This window comes from Rhodopseudomonas pseudopalustris, from assembly GCF_900110435.1.
GTDB lineage: Bacteria > Pseudomonadota > Alphaproteobacteria > Rhizobiales > Xanthobacteraceae > Rhodopseudomonas > Rhodopseudomonas pseudopalustris.
The window spans coordinates 67,248-85,372 of the sequence record NZ_FODT01000014.1; the positions used below are offsets into that span (position 1 = coordinate 67,248).

General features: G+C 66.6%; 16 protein-coding genes. 5 read left to right on the top strand and 11 right to left on the bottom strand.

Annotated elements, in window-relative coordinates:
• Positions 1 to 26: 26 nt before the first annotated feature.
• A complete protein-coding gene (locus tag BMY71_RS21675; RefSeq protein WP_011504411.1) occupies positions 27 to 734 on the top strand; it encodes a DUF1013 domain-containing protein in 708 nt (235 codons plus the stop codon).
• Positions 735 to 902: 168 nt separating this feature from the next.
• On the opposite strand, the gene mutL is transcribed toward BMY71_RS21675, so the two are convergent.
• The 11 genes from mutL to BMY71_RS21730 all read right to left on the bottom strand — a co-directional run bounded on the left by mutL (position 903) and on the right by BMY71_RS21730 (position 13,969).
• On the bottom strand, positions 903 to 2,696 hold the full coding sequence (gene mutL / locus BMY71_RS21680; RefSeq protein WP_092686126.1) for a DNA mismatch repair endonuclease MutL: 1,794 nt from the start codon (positions 2,694 to 2,696) through the stop codon (positions 903 to 905).
• Positions 2,697 to 2,848: 152 nt separating this feature from the next.
• Positions 2,849 to 3,268, bottom strand: a complete 420-nt coding sequence (gene arfB, locus BMY71_RS21685; protein WP_011504413.1) for an alternative ribosome rescue aminoacyl-tRNA hydrolase ArfB — start codon at positions 3,266 to 3,268, stop codon at positions 2,849 to 2,851.
• Positions 3,269 to 3,405: 137 nt separating this feature from the next.
• The gene (locus BMY71_RS21690) at positions 3,406 to 4,773 is read right to left on the bottom strand and encodes a M16 family metallopeptidase (RefSeq protein ID WP_092686127.1); all 1,368 of its coding nucleotides are present in this window, start codon (positions 4,771 to 4,773) and stop codon (positions 3,406 to 3,408) included.
• Positions 4,774 to 4,790: 17 nt separating this feature from the next.
• The gene (locus BMY71_RS21695) at positions 4,791 to 6,176 is read right to left on the bottom strand and encodes a M16 family metallopeptidase (protein ID WP_092686128.1); all 1,386 of its coding nucleotides are present in this window, start codon (positions 6,174 to 6,176) and stop codon (positions 4,791 to 4,793) included.
• Between the two features lie 154 nt (positions 6,177 to 6,330).
• The gene (locus BMY71_RS21700; RefSeq protein ID WP_092686129.1) at positions 6,331 to 7,056 is read right to left on the bottom strand and encodes a hypothetical protein; all 726 of its coding nucleotides are present in this window, start codon (positions 7,054 to 7,056) and stop codon (positions 6,331 to 6,333) included.
• 89 nt (positions 7,057 to 7,145) lie between these two features.
• Positions 7,146 to 7,643: a signal peptidase II gene (gene lspA / locus BMY71_RS21705; RefSeq protein WP_011504417.1), complete on the bottom strand. Its 498-nt coding sequence runs from the start codon at positions 7,641 to 7,643 to the stop codon at positions 7,146 to 7,148.
• Positions 7,644 to 7,799: 156 nt separating this feature from the next.
• The gene (gene ileS / locus BMY71_RS21710; RefSeq protein ID WP_092686130.1) at positions 7,800 to 10,838 is read right to left on the bottom strand and encodes an isoleucine--tRNA ligase; all 3,039 of its coding nucleotides are present in this window, start codon (positions 10,836 to 10,838) and stop codon (positions 7,800 to 7,802) included.
• A gap of 178 nt (positions 10,839 to 11,016) precedes the next feature.
• On the bottom strand, positions 11,017 to 11,592 hold the full coding sequence (locus tag BMY71_RS21715; protein WP_092686131.1) for a sugar O-acetyltransferase: 576 nt from the start codon (positions 11,590 to 11,592) through the stop codon (positions 11,017 to 11,019).
• A complete protein-coding gene (locus BMY71_RS21720; RefSeq protein WP_092686132.1) occupies positions 11,589 to 12,557 on the bottom strand; it encodes a bifunctional riboflavin kinase/FAD synthetase in 969 nt (322 codons plus the stop codon). The genes BMY71_RS21715 and BMY71_RS21720 overlap by 4 nt, the downstream gene beginning before the upstream one ends.
• A 147-nt stretch (positions 12,558 to 12,704) precedes the next feature.
• Positions 12,705 to 13,370 carry a ribonuclease T2 family protein gene (locus tag BMY71_RS21725; RefSeq protein WP_244526134.1) on the bottom strand — a complete coding sequence of 222 codons (666 nt, stop codon included), beginning with the start codon at positions 13,368 to 13,370 and terminating at the stop codon, positions 12,705 to 12,707.
• A gap of 137 nt (positions 13,371 to 13,507) precedes the next feature.
• Entirely contained in the window at positions 13,508 to 13,969 is a 462-nt protein-coding gene (locus BMY71_RS21730) for a hypothetical protein (protein WP_011504422.1), read from the bottom strand.
• 164 nt (positions 13,970 to 14,133) lie between these two features.
• On the opposite strand from BMY71_RS21730, the gene BMY71_RS21735 reads away from it, so the two are divergent.
• The 4 genes from BMY71_RS21735 (at position 14,134) to BMY71_RS21750 (ending at position 18,008) form a co-directional block, all read left to right on the top strand.
• Positions 14,134 to 14,424: a hypothetical protein gene (locus BMY71_RS21735; protein ID WP_011504423.1), complete on the top strand. Its 291-nt coding sequence runs from the start codon at positions 14,134 to 14,136 to the stop codon at positions 14,422 to 14,424.
• A gap of 13 nt (positions 14,425 to 14,437) precedes the next feature.
• Complete coding sequence (locus tag BMY71_RS21740; protein WP_011504424.1) at positions 14,438 to 14,974, top strand: DUF3617 domain-containing protein; 537 nt, start codon at positions 14,438 to 14,440, stop codon at positions 14,972 to 14,974.
• Positions 14,975 to 15,121: 147 nt separating this feature from the next.
• The gene (locus BMY71_RS21745) at positions 15,122 to 15,505 is read left to right on the top strand and encodes a DUF2946 family protein (protein WP_092686134.1); all 384 of its coding nucleotides are present in this window, start codon (positions 15,122 to 15,124) and stop codon (positions 15,503 to 15,505) included.
• 133 nt (positions 15,506 to 15,638) lie between these two features.
• Positions 15,639 to 18,008 carry a TonB-dependent receptor gene (locus BMY71_RS21750; protein ID WP_092686135.1) on the top strand — a complete coding sequence of 790 codons (2,370 nt, stop codon included), beginning with the start codon at positions 15,639 to 15,641 and terminating at the stop codon, positions 18,006 to 18,008.
• Positions 18,009 to 18,125 lie beyond the last annotated feature (117 nt).

Below are 18,125 nucleotides of genomic sequence, written 5' to 3' on the forward strand. Positions count from 1 at the left end.
GGGGCAAGGGACAAAGGAGATTTGCCATGAGCAATGCACCGCTGATGCCGAAGGCCACCGCCGTCTGGCTGCTCGACAACACGGCGTTGTCGTTCGACCAGGTCGCCGATTTCACCAAGATGCACCCGCTGGAGATCCAGGCGATCGCCGACGGCGACGCCGCCCAGGGCATCAAGGGCATGGACCCGATTTCGACCGGCCAGCTCACCCGCGACGAGATCGAAAAGGGCGAATCCGACCCGGACCACCGCCTCAAGCTCGCCGAGAGCAAGGTCGTGCTGCCGCAGGCCTCCAAGAAGAAGGGTCCGCGCTACACCCCGGTGTCGCGCCGTCATGAGCGCCCGAGCGCGATCCTGTGGCTGGTGCGCAATCATCCGGAACTCAAGGACGCCCAGATCATGCGGCTGGTCGGCACCACCAAGACCACGATCGCCAGCGTCCGCGACCGCACCCACTGGAACGCCTCGACGCTGACCCCGATGGACCCGGTGACGCTCGGCCTGTGCTCGCAGATCGAGCTCGATTTCGAGGTGCAGCGCGCCGCCAAGGAAAAACCGACCGACCAGCAATATGGCGGCGCCACGCTGCTGCCGGCCTCCGAGACCACCCGCAAGGAATCCGAATTCGAGCCCGCCTCCTCCGGCAAGAGCGAGGACGACCTCAACCTCGACGCCGTGTTCGCCAAGCTGAAAACGATCGGCGGCAAGAAGGCCGAGGACGAGGACGAAGACTGAGCCCGCATTGCGCGGACCGCTGCTGAGTTAGCGGCGTTTTCGAGCGAAGTGGATAACGGCTCGCGTCAAGAAAACGCGTCAGATCATCAAATTAGAGCTTTGGTTCTGATGCAATCAGAACCAAAGCTCTAATTCCGCGAGCCCCGGCCGGTTCGCCGCTGCGGCAAGCTATCTGCGCCCGAACAGCTTCTCGATGTCCGCCAGCGTCAGTTCGACATAGGTCGGACGGCCGTGGTTGCACTGGCCGGAATTCGGGGTGGCTTCCATCTCGCGCAAAAGCGCGTTCATCTCCTCGGGCTTGAGCACGCGGCCGGCGCGGACCGAGCCGTGGCAGGCCATGGTGGCGGCGACATGCATCAGCCGCCGCTCCAGCGGCAGCGCCTCGTCCCACTCCGCCATATGCTCTGCGAGGTCGCGCAGCAGCGACGCCGCATTGACCTTGCCGAGCAGCGACGGCGTCTCGCGCACCGCCACCGCGCCGGGGCCGAAGCTTTCGACGACGAGGCCGAACTTCGCCAACTCGTCGGCGCGGGCGACCAGGCGCTCGACCGTCGCCTCGTCCATCTCGACGATGTCCGGGATCAGAAGGATCTGGCGCTGCACGCCGTTGGCATCGAGCGACGCTTTCAGCCGCTCATAGACGATCCGCTCATGCGCGGCGTGCTGATCCACCACAATCAGCCCGTCGCGGGTCTGCGACACGATGTAGGTCTCGTGGATCTGGGTCCGCGCCGCGCCGAGCGGCCGGTCGAGCAGCTCCGGCGCGGCCTCGTGCGGTCGGATGTCGGCGCTCGGCCCGCCGACGTCGAACGCGGCCTGCGGACGCTCGCCGAAGGACGGCGCTGCACTCGATCCGCCACCGACCGGATAAGACGGCGAGCTGCGCCAGTCCCAATTGCCGGGCGGCATCGACGCCGGACGAAAATTCGAGATCGCCGCGCCGGCGCTGTTGGCGGCCGTGCGGCGCCCCTCGCGCGCAAGCCCCTCCTTCAACGCGTGGACGATCAGCGCGCGGACGAGACCGGCGTTGCGGAAACGCACTTCGGTTTTCGCCGGATGCACATTGGCGTCGACCTCGCGCGAATCCAGCGTGACGAACAGCGCCACCACCGGATGGCGGTCGCGCGGCAGATAGTCGGCATAGGCCGCGCGCACCGCGCCCAGGATCAGCTTGTCGCGCACCGGGCGGCCGTTGACGAACAGATATTGGCCGAGCGCATTGGCGCGGGTCAGCGACGGTGACGCGGCGAAGCCCTCGACCGCGACGCCTTCGCGCTCCGAACCGACCTCGATCGCATTGGCGCGAAAATCCGCGCCGAGGATGTCGCCGAGCCGTGTCAGCCGGCCGGGCGCGCCGGGCAGCGCCGCCGCCCAGGTCACCGGCGCGCGCTCTTCGCCCGCGAGCGTAAAGGCGATGTCCGGCCGCGCCATCGCCAGGCGACGCACCACTTCGCGGATCGCCTCTGCCTCGGTGCGGTCGGTCTTGAGGAATTTCAGCCGCGCCGGCGTGGCGAAAAACAGGTCGGCGACCTCGACGCGCGTGCCCTGCGACAGCGCGGCCGGCGAGATCGGCGATTTGGCGCCGCCCTCGACGCTGAGCGTCCAGGCGTGCGGTTCGGCGGCGTGGCGGGTGGTGAGGCTGAGCCGCGCGACCGCGCCGATCGAGGGCAGCGCCTCGCCGCGAAACCCCAGCGTGCGGATCGCCAGCAGGTCCTCGTCGTCGAGCTTGGAGGTGGCATGGCGATCGACCGCGAGCGCGAGATCCGCCTGCGTCATGCCGCCGCCGTCGTCGGCGATCACGATCTTCCGCCGGCCGCCACCGTCGCTGAAAACGTCGACGCGACAAGCACCGGCGTCGATCGCGTTCTCGACCAGCTCCTTGACCACGCTCGCCGGCCGCTCGACCACTTCGCCGGCGGCGATGCGGTTGACGATGGTTTCAGGAAGCTGGCGAACGGGCATGGGCGACTCTGAGTGGAACGTGAAGTTTAATCGCCCTTGCTGATGATGGCGATGCGGTTGCGAACCGGAGCTCTCTTCACCCACCCCTGGAGGGTGATCCTTCGCGGAGACCTAAATTGTCCAAATGCGATTGCACCGTCCGCGGGGGGCGCTCAATCGTCGAAGCTCTTGCCAGAGCGGCCGGCCTTGACGTCGCCGCGACGCTTCTTGCCTTCAAGTCGGCGCTTCTTGGAGCCGAGCGTCGGTCGGGTCGCACGCCGCGGGATCGGGCGCACCATCGCGGCGCGCAGCAGTTCGAGCAGTCGGTCGATTGCGTCGGCGCGGTTGCGCTCCTGGGTGCGAAACCGTTGGGCGTGGATGACGATCACGCCCTCTTTGGTCATCCGCTGACCCGCGAGGCCGATCAGCCGCAGGGCGGCGTCCTCCGGCAATGCGATCTTGGTGGTGTCGAAGCGAAGCTGCGCTGCGGTCGACAGCTTGTTGACGTTCTGCCCGCCGGGTCCCGAGGCGCGCACGAAGCTGATCTCGATATCGTCGTCGTCGATCGCAAGATTGCGGCTTATCCGCAGCATGGGGCACCCGCTCGGCCACAAAGGAAACCGTCATCCTGAGGTGCGAGCGCAGCGAGCCTCGAAGGATGACCGGCTCTGTAGCACATCCTTCGAGACGCGCGCCAATCGGCGCGCTCCTCGGGATGACGGTGCCGTGGTCAGTTAGCCCGCGCCGGCGGCGGCGCGCCGGCGGGTTTGACGGCGCCCGGTTCGGCGGCAGCCTGCGGGGTGCGGCCGACCACCACGGTCAGCAGCCCATCGGACCACAGCCGCCTGGCGACGCGCTTGGCGTCGTCGAGCGTCACGGCGTCGACGATGGCGTTGCGCTTGTCGATGTAGTCGATCGGCAGGCCGTCATTCTGATACTGCAGCAGCGCCTGGGCGAGCTTGGCCGAGGTGTCGAGCGACAGCATCTGCGAGCCCTTCAGATACGACTTCGCCTCGTCGAGCTCCTGCTGGGTCGGGCCCTCGTCGGCGATCCGCTTGACCTCGGCATCGATGGCGTCGATCGTTTGCGTCGCGCGGTCGGCGCGGGTGCCGGTGGCGCCGGTGAACAGCGCCGAACGCTCCATCCACAGCAACGACTCGTAGATCGAATACGCCAGCCCGCGCTTCTCGCGGACCTCGCGATACAGCCGCGACGACAGCGAGCCGCCGCCGAGGATGTGGTTGACCACATAGGCGGCCATGAAATCCGGATCGTGGCGCTTCAGGCCCGGTCCGCCGAACATCACCACGGTCTGCGGCACGTCGAGCGGCACAAAGCTGCGCTGCGGCGGCTTGGCGGCGACGATGTCGGCCACCGGCGCAAGCTGCGCCTTGGCCGGCAGGCTGCCGAAGGTGTCGTCCAGCAGCTTGGCGAGGGTCGCGGCGTCGACGTCGCCGACCACCGCGATGTTGAGCGTATCCTTCGCCAGCACGCGGCCGACATAAGCCTTCATGTCGTCGACGGTGACCTTCGGCAGACTTTCCAGCGTGCCGGTCGAGGGCCGGCCATACGGATGATCGCCGAACGCGACTTCGAGAAATTTGCGGGTCGCCATCGTGTTCGGATCGAGCGACTGGCGGCGCAGCGTCGAAATCAATTGCGCGCGGATTCGCTCGACGTCCTTGCCCTCGAACCGCGGCGCGGTCAGCGCGGTGCGCACCAGACCAAACGCCTCGTCGCGGTTTTCCTTCAGCATTCGCAGCGAGCCGCGGAAATAATCGCGGGTCACGTTGAACGACAGCTGGATGGCGCGGCGATCCATGCGCTCGTGGAACGTCGCCGAGTCCATGTCGCCCGAGCCTTCGTCGATCAGATTCGCCACCATGTGGCCGACGCCGGGCTTGTCGGCGGGGTCCTGGGTGGCGCCGCCGCCGAAAGAGTATTCCATCGAGATCAGCGGCACGGTCGCGTCCTGCACGAACCACGCCTGGATGCCGCCCGGCGTCACCAGCTTCTGGATTTTCGCGGCCGCAAGACCTGGGGTCGCCGACCATGCGGCAGCGACGGCGATGGTGGCGGCGAGCGCGAAACGCTTCATGGATTGGCGTGCGATGCTCACGAGCGCTTCTCCTCGGGCTTCGGCAACGTGCCCTTGACCAGATAGCCGGTGACCGAGCGGTTGCGGTCGAGGAACTGCTGCGCCACGGCGCGGACCTGGTCCGAGGTGACGGCGCGGATGCGATCCGGCCAGGTCTGGATGTCCTGCACGCTGAGACCTGAGGTCAGCGCCGCGCCGTACCAGCGCGCCAGCGTCACCTGATTGTCCTGCGCATAGATCGCCTCGGCGATCAGTTGCGTCTTCACCCGCTCGAGGTCCTCGGAGCGGACCGGATTGCGGACGAGTTCGGCGATCACGTTGTCGATCCCCTTCTCGATCTCGGAGAACTCGACGCCCGGCCTCGGCGTCGCCGCGATGACGAACTGGCTGTCGTCGAGCGCGGTGCCTTGATAGTTGGCGCCGACGCTGATCGCGAGCGGACGGTCGATCACCAGCGCACGATAGAGATAGGAGTTGCTGCCGCCGCCCATCAGCTGCGCCAGCACTTCCAGCGCGGGGCTGTCGCCCTTGGCGGCGGTGACCGCCGACGGCGCCAGATAATAGCGCCGCACGTTCGGCTGCTCGACCCGCGGATCGGCCAGCGTCACGGTGCGCGGCCCGGCGGAGGTCGGCTCCTGCGGGCGCACGCGCTGCGCCGCGATCGCCGGCTGCGGCGGGATCGCGCCGTAGGTGCGCTCGATCGCCGGCCGGATCTGCGCGGCATCGACGTCGCCGGCGATCACCAGGGTGGCGTTGTTCGGCGCGTAGAAGCGGCGATAGAACGCCAGCGCATCCTCGCGGTCGAGCTTCTGGATTTCCTGGTGCCAGCCGATCACCGGGCGGCCGTAGGGGTGGTTCAGATACAGCGCCGCCATGATCTGTTCGGTCAACCGCGCGTCGGGATTGTTGGCGACCCGCATGTTGTATTCTTCGAGGACGACGTCGCGCTCGGGCAGCACGTTCTCGTCCTTCAGCACCAGACCGGTCATCCGATCGGCCTCGAGCTCCATCATCCGATCGAGATGTTCGCGCGGCACGCGCTGGAAATAGCCGGTGTAGTCGACCGAAGTGAATGCGTTCTCGTTGCCGCCGATCTTCAGCACCGTCTGCGAGAACTCGCCGGCCGGGTGCTTGGCGGTGCCCTTGAACATCAGATGCTCGAGGAAATGCGCGAGTCCGGACTTGCCGGGCGTCTCGTCGGCGGAGCCGACCTTGTACCAGATCATCTGCGTCACCACCGGGGTGCGATGATCCGGGATCACCACCACGTTCAGCCCGTTGCCGAGCGTGAAGGTGGCGGGCGGATCGGCGGTGACGCTTTGCGCCGCCGCGGGACCCGCAAGGCAGAGGGTGGCGGCGAGAACGGCGAGCGCGGCGCGCGGGCGAGCAATGGACACGGTCATGTCGAGGCAATCATCCCGGTGGGAGAGATCGGATCAGGCTGGCAGGCGACGAACCGCAGGCGCACCGATGACGGGCGCTTTCCGGCGATCGTCGTAAGCGATGAATGCGCGGAGCCGCACCCGGCGGGCAAGACGATCGAAACCGAGCCTCGGCTCAATTGCTGACTTCTTTGCCCGTCATCACGTCGATGCGCTTGTTGCCGAGCGCTTCCTTCGGGCCGGTGCCGTAAGCGAAATTCGGAGACGGCGTCTGATAGCCGCTCGGCGGCTGGGTCAGCGTCTCGCGCGTCGGCTCGCCGGTGAACGGCGCGGTTTCGGTCTTGTTTCCGCCCCCGAACAGGCTGCCCAGGCTGCCGTTGAAGCCGAGCTGGGACGGGCTCAGCATCGGATTGTTCTGCTGAGTGCCGGGCTGAACCGGATCGTTGTTGGTGCCCTTGCTGGCATCGGCGCGGACCGCATTCAGTTCCGAAGGCATCAGCGGCCGGGCCGATTCGGTCGGCGTCGGCTTGCTCTTACGGGCGGCGGCGCGGGCGTCCCTGCGGGCCTGCACATCCGGGTCCTTCGGCCAGTTCGGCGCATTCACGTCCTTGGCGGAGGCTTCCGGAGGCGGCAATTCGAGCTGGCGCGGCACCACCAGCGGCGAACGCTCGCGGTAATTGATGCCGGAATTCTCCATATTGGTGGCGCCGATGCCGCTCATCAGGCCCTTGATGATCTTCTCCTCGAAGGTGGAGTCGTCATCCTCGGTTTCCTGCGCGCGCGCCATGCCGCCGCTCAGCACCAGTCCAACGCCAAGCGCGACCGCAGCCAGACGGGCGGCGCGCAGCATCGTCGCGGGCGACTGCTGCAGAATCCGGAAAGTGCGTGCGGTCTGGCGCATGGCGTTGATCCTGTTCACGTCTTGCGATCGGCCGCCGGCCGCGACAGATCGCCGGCCGGCCCTCGCCGCGCTGCCCGTATCGTCCGGGATCAGGGCGCTTTTACGGCGTGAGCCCCGAACAAGGAATCATACAGCAGGGCAGCCACCCCGACAACGATCGCCGCGTCGGCAAGGTTAAAGACGTACCAGCTATAGGTCTTTCCGGCGATTTCGGCGTGAAACAAGGCGAAATCGACCACCGCGCCGTAGGAAAGCCGATCGATCGCATTGCCGATCGCGCCGCCGATGATCAGGCCGAGGCCGATTGTCGCGAACCTTGTCGTCGAGCGCGCCATCCAGATCGCCAGCACCACGATCGCAACGGCCTTGAACGCCAGCATGATCGCCTGCCCGACCGGCCCCTGGTCGGAAAACCAGCCGTAGGAAATCCCGGTGTTCCAGGCCAGCACCAGGTCGAAGAACGGCGTGACACGGACCGCGCCGCGACGGGCGATGTCGAACACATAGAGCAGCCAGAGCTTCGACGCCTGATCGAGCACCAGCGCGACGGCGGCGGCGACAATGCCGAGGCGGACGGGCGAGGTCATGGCGTGGCCCCGGCCCGATCACGAAGCGTCGTCCGCACGCAGGCGGGGACCGAGACGCCGTGTCGGGTCAGTAGAAGCGACGCATTGATCATCGGCTTTGCTCGAACGCAGGCGGGAGGGGCATGGGTCCCCGCCTGCGCGGGGACGACGAGAGTCTCAGACCGGAGCCCCCAGCGCCTTCCACTCGCGCAGCGCCTGGGCGTCGCGCGGCGAGACGTCGGGATAGTCGGGATCGCTGCCGACGCTCGACAGTATCTTCCAGGAGCGGGCGCATTTGGCGCCCTGCGCGCGTTCGACCACCACCGCGACGTTGGCCAGCTCCGGCAGCCGGAAGGCATCCGCCGGCGGCGTGTCGTTGTCGCGCAGGATCTCGACCATTGCGTTCGAGGTGATGCAGATTTCGGCCCAATCGACGTCGAAAATGTCGCCCATGAATTGTTCGGGCAGATAGATCATCGGCGAAGCTTCGAGCGACGAGCCGATCCGCTTCGCCGCGCGCTCGACTTCCAGTGCGCCGGTGACGACGCGGCGCACCGCGCGGATCAGCGTCCACTTCTTCGCCAGCGCATCATCGCGATAGGCGCCGAGTTCGAGCGGGAACAGCGTCAGATGCACGCTCGGCTCGGCGTCGGGGCGAACCATCGCCCACGCCTCGTCGGCGGTGAACGACAGCACCGGCGCCAGCCATTTCAGGAGCGCGTCGCAGATGATGTCGATCGCGGTCAGCGCCGCCTTGCGCGCCAGCGAGGACGGCGGGTCGCAATACAGCGTGTCCTTGCGGATGTCGAAGTAGAACGCCGACAATTCGGTGTTCATGAAGGTGGCGAGCGAGGCGACCACGGTCTTGTAGTCGAATTCCGCATAGGCGGCGCGCACCACAGCACTTTGTTCGGCGAGCTGATGCAGCATCAGCCGCTCCAGCTCGGGCATGTCGGCGAACGCCACCGCCTCGTCGCGTTTGAAATGATGCAGCGTGCCGAGCATCCAGCGGATCGAGTTGCGCAGCTTGCGATACGTCTCGACCACGTTCTTCAGAATCTCGGGGCCGATACGCTGGTCGTCGGCGTAGTCGGTGGCGCACACCCACAGCCGCAGGATGTCGGCGCCGGATTGCGCGATCACCTTCTGCGGCTCGACGGTGTTGCCGATCGACTTCGACATCTTGCGGCCCTGCTCGTCGAGCGTGAAGCCGTGGGTCAGCACCACGTCGTAGGGCGCGCGGCCGCGGGTGCCGCAGCTTTCCAGCAACGACGAGTGGAACCAGCCGCGATGCTGGTCCGAGCCTTCGAGATACATCACGGTGTCGGCGCCGCCGTCGACCTTGCGACGGATGCCGGCGAGGCCGGGGAAGTGAACTGGATCTTCCAGCACGAAAGCGTGGCTCGAGCCCGAGTCGAACCAGACATCGAGAATATCGTCGACCTTCTGCCAGTCTTCATTGGCGAGCGAGCCGAGGAACCGATCGCGCGCGCCTTCCATGTACCAGGCGTCGGCGCCCTCTTCGACGAAGGCGTCGGCGATGCGCTTGTTGACCTCGTCATTGACGAGAATCTCGGCGGAGCCGTCGCCCTTCTCGCGCACGAACACCGCGATCGGCACGCCCCAGGCGCGCTGCCGCGAGATCACCCAGTCGGGCCGGCCGGAGATCATGCCGTTGATGCGGTTTTGCCCCGCCGCCGGCACCCATTGGGTGACCGAGATCGCCTGCAGCGCCCTCGCTCGGAGAGTATCACCTTGCAGCGCATCGCTGAGCGCCCCCTCTCCCACTTGCGGGGGAGGGGAGGAAGCGGCGATGTCCTTGTCCATCGCGATGAACCATTGCGGCGTGTTGCGGAAGATCACCGGCTTCTTCGAGCGCCACGAATGCGGATATTGGTGCTTGAGCTTGCCGCGCGCCAGCAGCGCGCCGCGCTCGATCAGCGCCTGGATCACCGCCTCGTTGGCGTCGCCCTTCTCGCCCTTGTCGTTGATCACCCGCTTGCCGACGAAGCCCGGCGCGTGCTCCGTGAACGCGCCGTTCTCGTCGACGGTGTAGGGGATCGCCGACGAGATGCCCCGCGCTTCCAGCGCGCGGGCATTGTGCATCCAGATGTCGAAGTCCTCGCGGCCATGGCCCGGCGCGGTGTGGACGAAGCCGGTGCCGGTGTCGTCGGTGACGTGATCGCCGTCGAGCAGCGGGACGGTGAATTCATAGCCGCCGGCGAGGCCGCGCAGCGGATGCGCGCATTCGATCGCCTTCAGGACGTCAGGTGCAACGGCCGAAACCTTGTCATACGCAGCGACACGCGCCTGCTTGAATACGCTTTCAGCGAGCGCATCGGCGAGGATCAGCAGATCGCCAGTCTTGGCCCAATTATCAGCCGGCGCGTCGGTGACCTTGTAGAGACCGTAGCCGATCTTGGACGAGAAGCTGATCGCGCGGTTGCCCGGCAGCGTCCACGGCGTGGTGGTCCAGATCACGACGCTGGCGCTGCTCACCGCCGCATCGCCGGACTTCACCGCAAATTTCACCCACACCGTATCCGAAGTGTAGTCCTCGTACTCGACCTCGGCCTCGGCCAGCGCGGTCTTTTCGACCACGCTCCACATCACCGGCTTAGAGCCGCGATACAGCGTGCCGTTGGCGGCGAATTTCATCAGTTCGCGGGCGATCTGGGCTTCGGCGAAGTAGTCCATCGTGGCGTAGGGATGGTCCCAGTCGCCGATCAGGCCGAGCCGCTTGAATTCCTCGCGCTGCACGTTGAGCCACTTCGTCGCGTAGGCGCGGCATTCCTTGCGGAACGCGACCATCGCCGTCGAATCTTTGAAGTTCGGCTTCGGCTTGCCCTTGGAGCGGTAGTTCTCCTCCTCGATCTTCCATTCGATCGGCAGACCGTGGCAGTCCCAGCCCGGCACATAGTTGGAATCGTAGCCGAGCATCTGCTGGCTCTTGGTCACGACGTCCTTGAGGATCTTGTTGAGCGCGTGCCCGATATGGATGTTGCCGTTGGCGTAAGGCGGGCCGTCGTGCAGCACGAATTTGGCGCGGCCCCGGGCAGCTTCGCGCAGCTTGCCGTAGAGGTCGATCTCTTCCCAGCGCTTGAGCAATTCCGGCTCGCGCTGCGGCAGCCCGGCGCGCATCGGAAACTCCGTCTGCGGCAGGAAGAGCGTCTTGGAATAGTCGTTGACGTCGGATTTTTCAGACTTGTCGGACATGGAAGCTCTGGGTCAAGAGGCGCTGACGCGATCGATCGCGACGAATTGGACGGGTCCCGGTCTTGCGCCGAACTCAAAGCTCAGGCGGAAGCCGGGCCGCTAATGCTGATGATGGCGCGCCGTGCAGACATGCGGCTTTCATTAGCAGGCGGCTGCAGGATCGCAAAGCCCCGCGGTTTCATCCTTGCGTCTGGCCGGGATCGTTTCCGATCCGCCGGGCCGGATTTCCCACCACCGTGGCGCCTGCGGGCACATCGCGGGTGACGACGCTGCCGGCGCCGATCACGGCGCCATCGCCGATGGTGACGCCCGGGACGATGATCGCCCCGCCGCCGATCCAGACGTCGCTGCCGATCTTGACCGGGCGGCCGAATTCGAGCCCGTCGCGGCGGGTGGCGGCGTCGCGGGGATGGTCGGCGGCGTAGATCTGCACCGCCGGACCGATCTGGGTGCGGTCGCCGATCGTGACGGCGACGATATCGAGGATCACGCAGTTGAAATTGAGAAAGACGCCATCGCCGAGCGAGATATTGTAGCCGTAATCGCAGAAGAACGGCGGCCGGACCACCGCGCCCTGGCCGACATGCCGAAAATGCTCCGACAGCAGCCCGTGACGCTCCGAAGCGGGCAGCGCGCCCGTGGCATTGTAGCGGGTGAGCCAGACCTTGTTGGCGGCCTCATCGGCGGCCAGCTCCGGTCCGCCGGGGCGATACAACTCGCCCGCCAGCATCTTCTGCTTTTCGGTCTTCGTCATCCGACCTCACCGAGCCTGGGGAATGCACCGTGATCGGCGGCGAGCGCCGCCCGGGCGCGGGCCGAGTCATCGTCCATCTGCCGCACCAGCGCCTCGGCGCTCTCGAACTTCTCCTCGTCGCGAATGAAGGCGATGAAGGCGATGTCGAGCCGCTCGCCGTAGAGCGAGCCGTTGAAGTCGAACAGGAAGGTCTCGAGCAGCGGCGCGCCGTTGTCGAAGGTCGGTCGGCGGCCGAAATTGGCGACCGCATCATAGTGCTTGCCGTCGCGGCCGACCCGCACGGCATAGATGCCGTGCTTCAGGCCGCAATGCGGATCGAGCCGGATGTTGGCGGTCGGGTAGCCGAGCTCGCGACCGCGCTTCTCGCCATGGATCACCTCGCCGGTGATGAACCACGGGCTGCCCAGCATCTCGGTGGCGGCGGCGATGTGGCCCTCTTCGAGCGCCCTGCGGATTGCGCTCGACGACACCGGATGATCGCCGAAATCGATATGCGGCTGAACGTCGACCTCGATGCCGAGCGCCGGCGCCTCGGCGACCAGCAGGCTCGGCGAGCCGCCGCGGCCCTTGCCGAAATGGAAATCGTAGCCGACCGCGATGCCCTGCACGCCGAGCCGGCCGACCAGTTCGTGATTGATGAAATCATGCGCCGTGGTGGCGGCGCGGCCGGCGTCGAAGCGCAGCACGACCGCGCCGTCGAGCCCGGCGCCGGCCAAAAGCCGCAGCTTGGCGGGCTCGTCGGTCAGCCGGAATTGCGGGGTGTCGGGACTGAAGAATTTGCGCGGATGCGGCTCGAACGTTACCGCGAACGCCGGCGCGCGGCGGACCCGCGCCATCTCGAGGCATGCCCCGATCACGGCGCGATGACCCCGATGTACGCCGTCGAAATTGCCCATCGCAACCACCGCCCCCTTCGGGATGGCGGACGCGGGGGTGTCATCGCGGATCACGGCAAAGCCAGTCATGTCGGATTCATTCGTCGCTTCAAGGTGGGAGCAGGACCGTGACGCGGAGCCGCGCGCGAAGTCAAGATACGGGCGAGCCCGGCACTCGTCGCCGCGACCATGCGGAGGCGGTTCGCCGCATTTTGACGGCTGGAACCGGCGATTCCGTCAGCCGCCGCGGACCGGCGGCACCTCGAGCCGCTCACGCCGGCAGGCGCGCCGGTCGATCTCCTCGCAGGCGCGGAACTGCAAATCCTTGCTCATGCAGATCCGAACTTCGGTCAGCCGGGTGCGATCACAGGTCACGGCGATCGCCGAACTGCTCAGCCCCGGGTTGACCTTGATGAAGGCATCCTCGACCTCGGCAGGCGTCACCGTCCGGGTTTCCTTGGGGTCGATGAAATCCGGCGGGATGCGCACGGCGGCACGCGCCTTGCGGATATCCTCGAAATAGGTGCGCGCCGAGGTGCCGGCGCAGGTGCCGTGCTTGTCCCACTCATTGTAGATCAGCCCGGGCGCCGGCATCAGGTCGAGCATCGAGTTCATGATGCGGCGGTCGAGCCGCGGCGCCGGCCGCTCGCAATATTCCGGAAAGCCGCGCTCATATTGCGGCCACAGCCCATGCACCACGAACGAGAATGGCCGGCCGCCGCACTGGATCTGCTGCGACCGCCCTGCATTGCCGCGCTCCGACGCCTGCTCGCAGAATGAAGGCGACCAAGACAGCGCCAGCACATAGAAATCGAACTCGCCCGCCGCGTTCTGACGCCGGTCCTGCGCCGGCGCGGCGGTGGACAGCAAAGCGGCCGCGCACGCGGCAAAAACGGCGATCATCGACCACCGGCTCGAGATGAAATCCATGATGAAAGGCCCCGCTGCGAAATGACCGGGAAAGCCTAGCGAGCCTGAACGACGTTTCAAGAACGCAGATGGCGTGAAAGCGCGATGCAGAGAGCGTCGCGTCGTTCCACTCAGGGCTTGGCGCCCTTGCAGGCGGGATTGAACGCCCAGTTGCGATCAACGCCCACGACGCAGAATTCGACGCCGTGTCCGAAGCTCGCGAAGCCGCCGTCCTCGATGATCGAGAAATACACCGGACGGACGTTGCCGTCGTTCAGGTGGGCGTCGGCCGCGCAGAAGCGACGCGGAATATTGTCACTCTGCCACGGGCGGAAGGCGACCTCGCGGAGCTGCGAATAGCCGGTGATCCGCAGCGCCGAATTCCAGAAATTGCCTTCCTTCTCGCCGAACTGATGGGTCACCGAGGTGAGCCCCGCCTCGCACGCCGGCAGATTGCCGTCGTAGCGCGGGCCGGACAGCCAGAAATTCATCTCCAGCGGATTGGCAGCCTGCGCAGCCGGCGCGAGGGCGAACAGCCCGAGCAACGCCACGGCGGCAACTACCGGCAATTTCAGAGTCGGAACGAGGCGCATGGACGATTCACCGAGTTTTTCCCGCGCGGACGGTGCCGCGAAGCCCATGTGAGGTCAAGTGCAACGCGGCCACACCCCGCGACAACCCCACATTGATGGCGCCAGCATTCTTTCCATTGCGGTCGATGCGATCTAGACTCGCGCCAATGCGAATGGAGAATCCGATGCGAACAATTGGGGCCGCGGGCCTTGCCGTCGTCTGTGCCATGCTGGCCGCCACTGCCGCCCGCGCCGATACCGTGCCGGCCTTCAAGGGCAATGATACCGGCGGGATCATCTCCTATAATCTGGTCGGTCAGACCGATATCCGTGCGATGGCGATCGACCATTGCGCGCGCTACGGCAAGGTCGTGAAGCTGCTCGGCGTGCAAGCGAATTATGGTGGCTACATCTCGTTCTCGTGCCGCTGGGTGCCTTATGGCGCCAACGAGCGGCCGCTGCGAGCCGCCTACTGAGCGGAGTGGTTCGATGAGCCCCTTACGCAGGTCTTGTATCCGGTCGCTTCCGCTGCTGCTCGCGTCGGTGACGGCCGCGCACGCGATCGACCTGCCGACCCGCAAAGCGGGGCTGTGGGAGCTGAAGATGGTGCGGCCGGGCTCTGCGATCGATGAGGTCGCCATGCAGCACTGCACCGACGAGGCCACCGACAAGAAAATGACCTCGTCGTTTCAGCCGATGGCCAACGAGGCCTGCTCCAAGCAGGACACCCAGAAGACGCCCACCGGCTACGTCACCGATTCGGTGTGCAACATCGCCGGCATGTCGACCACCTCGCGCGCCGAGATCACCGGCGATTTCAACGCGGCCTATTCGGTCAAGGTGACGTCGCACCAAGACAACCCGCTGCCCGGCGTGCCCAAGGACGCGACCATGACGCTGGACGCCAAATGGCTCGGACCCTGCAAGGACGGCCAGAGGCCCGGCGACATCGTGATGCCCGGCGGGATCAAGATGAACATCGCCGACATCGAGAAGCTCAAGGCGTTGATGCCGAAGTCGAAATGACCTCGGTCGGCGATCGGCCGATGCTGCAGCCGAGCGGCTCTTGCGCAAAAGCCACATCGGGCAACCATCGTTCCAACCTCCGTTGACAGCCGCCGATCTTGCCGCGATGTTATATTATAACATCGCCTGGCGGCGGTATCCCGCTCGATGTGCGGGGCTTGGATGGGCATGGGCTGGGTGCGGGCGAATATCCGACTGGGGGCACGGCTGGCGCTGATCGCGCTCGCGCTCCAGTTCGCATTGTCGTTCGGCCACTTCCACCACCTCGACGCGCCTTCGAAGGTGATCGGTCAGGTCGCCGCGGCCATTGCTCCGGACGCTCCCGAAACCGATCACCATCCCGACGCCGCGGCCGATCTCTGCGCGATCTGCGCCGTCGTGGCGATGGCGAACACGTTGATCGACGCGGCGCCGCCGGCATTGCCGCTGCGGCATACCGATCGCCCGCAGCCTCGCATCGCTGCGACCGCCGCAGCCGACCTGAGCCCGCAGCCCGGCGAATTCCAGCCGCGCGCGCCTCCGCTTTCCTGACTGCAATCGATCGAGCCATGCGCCGCACCGCCTCGCGCGGTGCGCGCAGCCCCATCCGCAGTCGATCTGCCCCGCGCAGAGTCCGGCCTCCGGCGCAGATGCGTGCGCCGAACCGGTCAGTCAGGATCAGACCATGTCACTCCGCTTCAAGCGCGCCTTCCTGGTCGGAAGCGCAGCCTTCGCGGCCTTCGAAGGCTTGCCGGCATCGCAGGCCCTCGCACAGCAGGCCGCCACCGCATTGCCGGAAGTCGTCGTCACCGCGCCGAGCCCGATCGTGCGACGCCATTCGGCCCCGCCGTCCCGCCCCGCGACGCGGGTCGCCGCCCCCGCGCGCCAGCGCGGCACCGCTCCGGCCGAGGCGCCGCCCGTCGTCGCCCAGCCGGCGCCGCCGCCCCCCGGCACGCTGCCGATCGTCACCGATCAGTTCGCGACCGTTACCGTGGTCCCGAACGAGGAGATCCGGCGCAATGGCGGCGGCACGCTCGGCGACCTTCTGAACAACAAGCCGGGCATTACCGGCTCCGGCTACGCGCCGGGGGCCTCCAGCCGGCCGATCATCCGCGGCCTCGACGTCAACCGAGTCGGCATCGTCGAGAACGGCATCGGCAGCAACGGCGCGTCCGATCTCGGCGAAGACCATTTCGTCCCGATCGATCCGCTCGCGACCAACCAGGTTGAAGTGATCCGCGGCCCGGCGACGCTGCGCTACGGCTCGACGGCGATCGGCGGCGTGGTCAGCGCCAGCAACAACCGCATCCCCGACGCGCTGCCGCCCTGCGCGACGCCGTTCCAGAGCTACGGCCTGCCGGTGAAGGCGCCGGCTGCGATCGGCGGCGCGGCGGGCTGCATGAACGCCGAGGTCCGCAGTGCGGTGAGCTCGGTCGATCGCGGCGTCGAAAGCGCGGTGCTGCTGGATGCCGGCGGCAACAACGTCGCGGTCCATGCCGACGTGTTCGGCCGCAATGCCGGCGACTATAACGTGCCGAGCTATCCGTATCAGGCGCCGGGACTGCCGTTCAACGGACGCCAGCCCAACTCTGCGACGCAGGCGACCGGCGCCTCGATCGGCGGCTCCTATCTGTTCGACGGCGGCTTCATCGGCGCGGCGATCACGCAGAACAATTCGGTCTATCGCATCCCCGGGACCGAGGGCGCCGAATTCGGGACGCGGATCGATGCGAAGCAGACCAAGGTCACCGCCAAGGGCGAGTATCGCCCGGATGCGGCGGCGATCGAGGCGATCCGGTTCTGGGTCGGCGCCACCGACTACAAGCACAATGAGATCGGCCTCGCCGTCGCAGGCGACCCGGCGTCCGATGGCGTGCGGCAGAGCTTCACCAACAAGGAGCAAGAGGGCCGCCTCGAGGCGCAACTGACGCCGTTCAATGCCCGCTTCGCCACGGTCACGACGGCGGTGGGGGTGCAGGCCAGCCATCAGGAACTGACAGCGCCCAGCCCCGACGATCCGACCAGCCCGATCAACGGGCTGTTCGATCCCAATAAGAACACCAAGCTCGCCGGCTACGTCTTCAACGAGCTACGCTTCACCGAGAGCACCAAGGCGCAGGTGGCCGGACGAATCGAGCACGTCGACCTGTCCGGAACGACGCCGGCCTTCGTGCCGGGCCTGTTCGACCTCTCCACCGACCCCGGCGCGATCGGCCCTGCGACGTCGCGCAACCTGTCGTTCACGCCGAAGAGCTTCAGCCTCGGCCTGATCCAGGCGCTGCCGTGGGGGCTTTCGGCCAGCATCACCGGGCAATATGTCGAGCGTGCGCCGAAGCCGGCGGAGCTGTTCTCGCGCGGCGGTCACGACGCCACCACCACCTTCGACATCGGCAACCCCAATCTGGGGATCGAGACGGCAAAATCGGTCGAGGTCGGTTTGCGTCGGGCGGACGGCCCGTTCCGCTTCGAGATCACCGCTTACTACACGCAGTTCAGCGGCTTCATCTATCGGCGGCTGACCGGCAATAGCTGCGACGACGTCTCTTGCGTCGATCCGGCAACCGGCACGCTGGAATTGAACCAGGCGATCTACGCGCAGCGCGACGCCACCTTCAGAGGCGGCGAATTCCAGAGCCAGCTCGACGTGGCGCAAATCTATGGCGGCACCTGGGGCATCGAGAACCAGTTCGATGTCGTGCGGGCCACCTTCGCAGACGGCACCAATGTGCCGCGGATTCCGCCGCTGCGGGTCGGCGGTGGATTGTTCTGGCGTGACGCCAACTGGCTGACCCGGATCAACCTGTTGCACGCCTTCGCCCAGAACGACGTCGCGCCGATCGCCGAGACGACCACCTCGGGCTACAATCTGCTCAAGGCGGAGATCAGCTACCGGACCAAGCTCGATCCGAACGCATGGGGCGCCCGCGAGATGCTGGTCGGCCTGGTCGGCAACAATCTGCTCAACGAGAACATCCGCAACGCGGTGTCCTACAGCAAGGACAACGTGCTGATGCCCGGCATCGGCGTGCGGGCGTTCGCGAATCTGAAGTTCTGACCACGGAAGTCATTCGGGGCGCTCGCGCAAGCGAGCGACCCCGGAATCCAGAGGTTGGTGCAATGCGACGATCAACAGCTCGGGATTCCGGGTTCGCCGCTCCGCGGCGCCCCGGAA

Coding starts and splice junctions, on each gene's coding strand:
- lspA (WP_011504417.1), bottom strand. CDS start 7,643: ATGACCTCGCCCGTCCGCCTCGGCATTGTCGCCGCCGCCGTCGCGCTG.
- BMY71_RS21730 (WP_011504422.1), bottom strand. CDS start 13,969: ATGCGCCTCGTTCCGACTCTGAAATTGCCGGTAGTTGCCGCCGTGGCG.
- BMY71_RS21675 (WP_011504411.1), top strand. CDS start 27: ATGAGCAATGCACCGCTGATGCCGAAGGCCACCGCCGTCTGGCTGCTC.
- ileS (WP_092686130.1), bottom strand. CDS start 10,838: ATGTCCGACAAGTCTGAAAAATCCGACGTCAACGACTATTCCAAGACG.
- BMY71_RS21735 (WP_011504423.1), top strand. CDS start 14,134: ATGCGAACAATTGGGGCCGCGGGCCTTGCCGTCGTCTGTGCCATGCTG.
- arfB (WP_011504413.1), bottom strand. CDS start 3,268: ATGCTGCGGATAAGCCGCAATCTTGCGATCGACGACGACGATATCGAG.
- BMY71_RS21725 (WP_244526134.1), bottom strand. CDS start 13,370: ATGATCGCCGTTTTTGCCGCGTGCGCGGCCGCTTTGCTGTCCACCGCC.
- BMY71_RS21690 (WP_092686127.1), bottom strand. CDS start 4,773: ATGAAGCGTTTCGCGCTCGCCGCCACCATCGCCGTCGCTGCCGCATGG.
- BMY71_RS21700 (WP_092686129.1), bottom strand. CDS start 7,056: ATGCGCCAGACCGCACGCACTTTCCGGATTCTGCAGCAGTCGCCCGCG.
- BMY71_RS21740 (WP_011504424.1), top strand. CDS start 14,438: ATGAGCCCCTTACGCAGGTCTTGTATCCGGTCGCTTCCGCTGCTGCTC.
- BMY71_RS21695 (WP_092686128.1), bottom strand. CDS start 6,176: ATGACCGTGTCCATTGCTCGCCCGCGCGCCGCGCTCGCCGTTCTCGCC.
- BMY71_RS21745 (WP_092686134.1), top strand. CDS start 15,122: ATGTGCGGGGCTTGGATGGGCATGGGCTGGGTGCGGGCGAATATCCGA.
- BMY71_RS21750 (WP_092686135.1), top strand. CDS start 15,639: ATGTCACTCCGCTTCAAGCGCGCCTTCCTGGTCGGAAGCGCAGCCTTC.
- BMY71_RS21720 (WP_092686132.1), bottom strand. CDS start 12,557: ATGACTGGCTTTGCCGTGATCCGCGATGACACCCCCGCGTCCGCCATC.
- BMY71_RS21715 (WP_092686131.1), bottom strand. CDS start 11,592: ATGACGAAGACCGAAAAGCAGAAGATGCTGGCGGGCGAGTTGTATCGC.
- mutL (WP_092686126.1), bottom strand. CDS start 2,696: ATGCCCGTTCGCCAGCTTCCTGAAACCATCGTCAACCGCATCGCCGCC.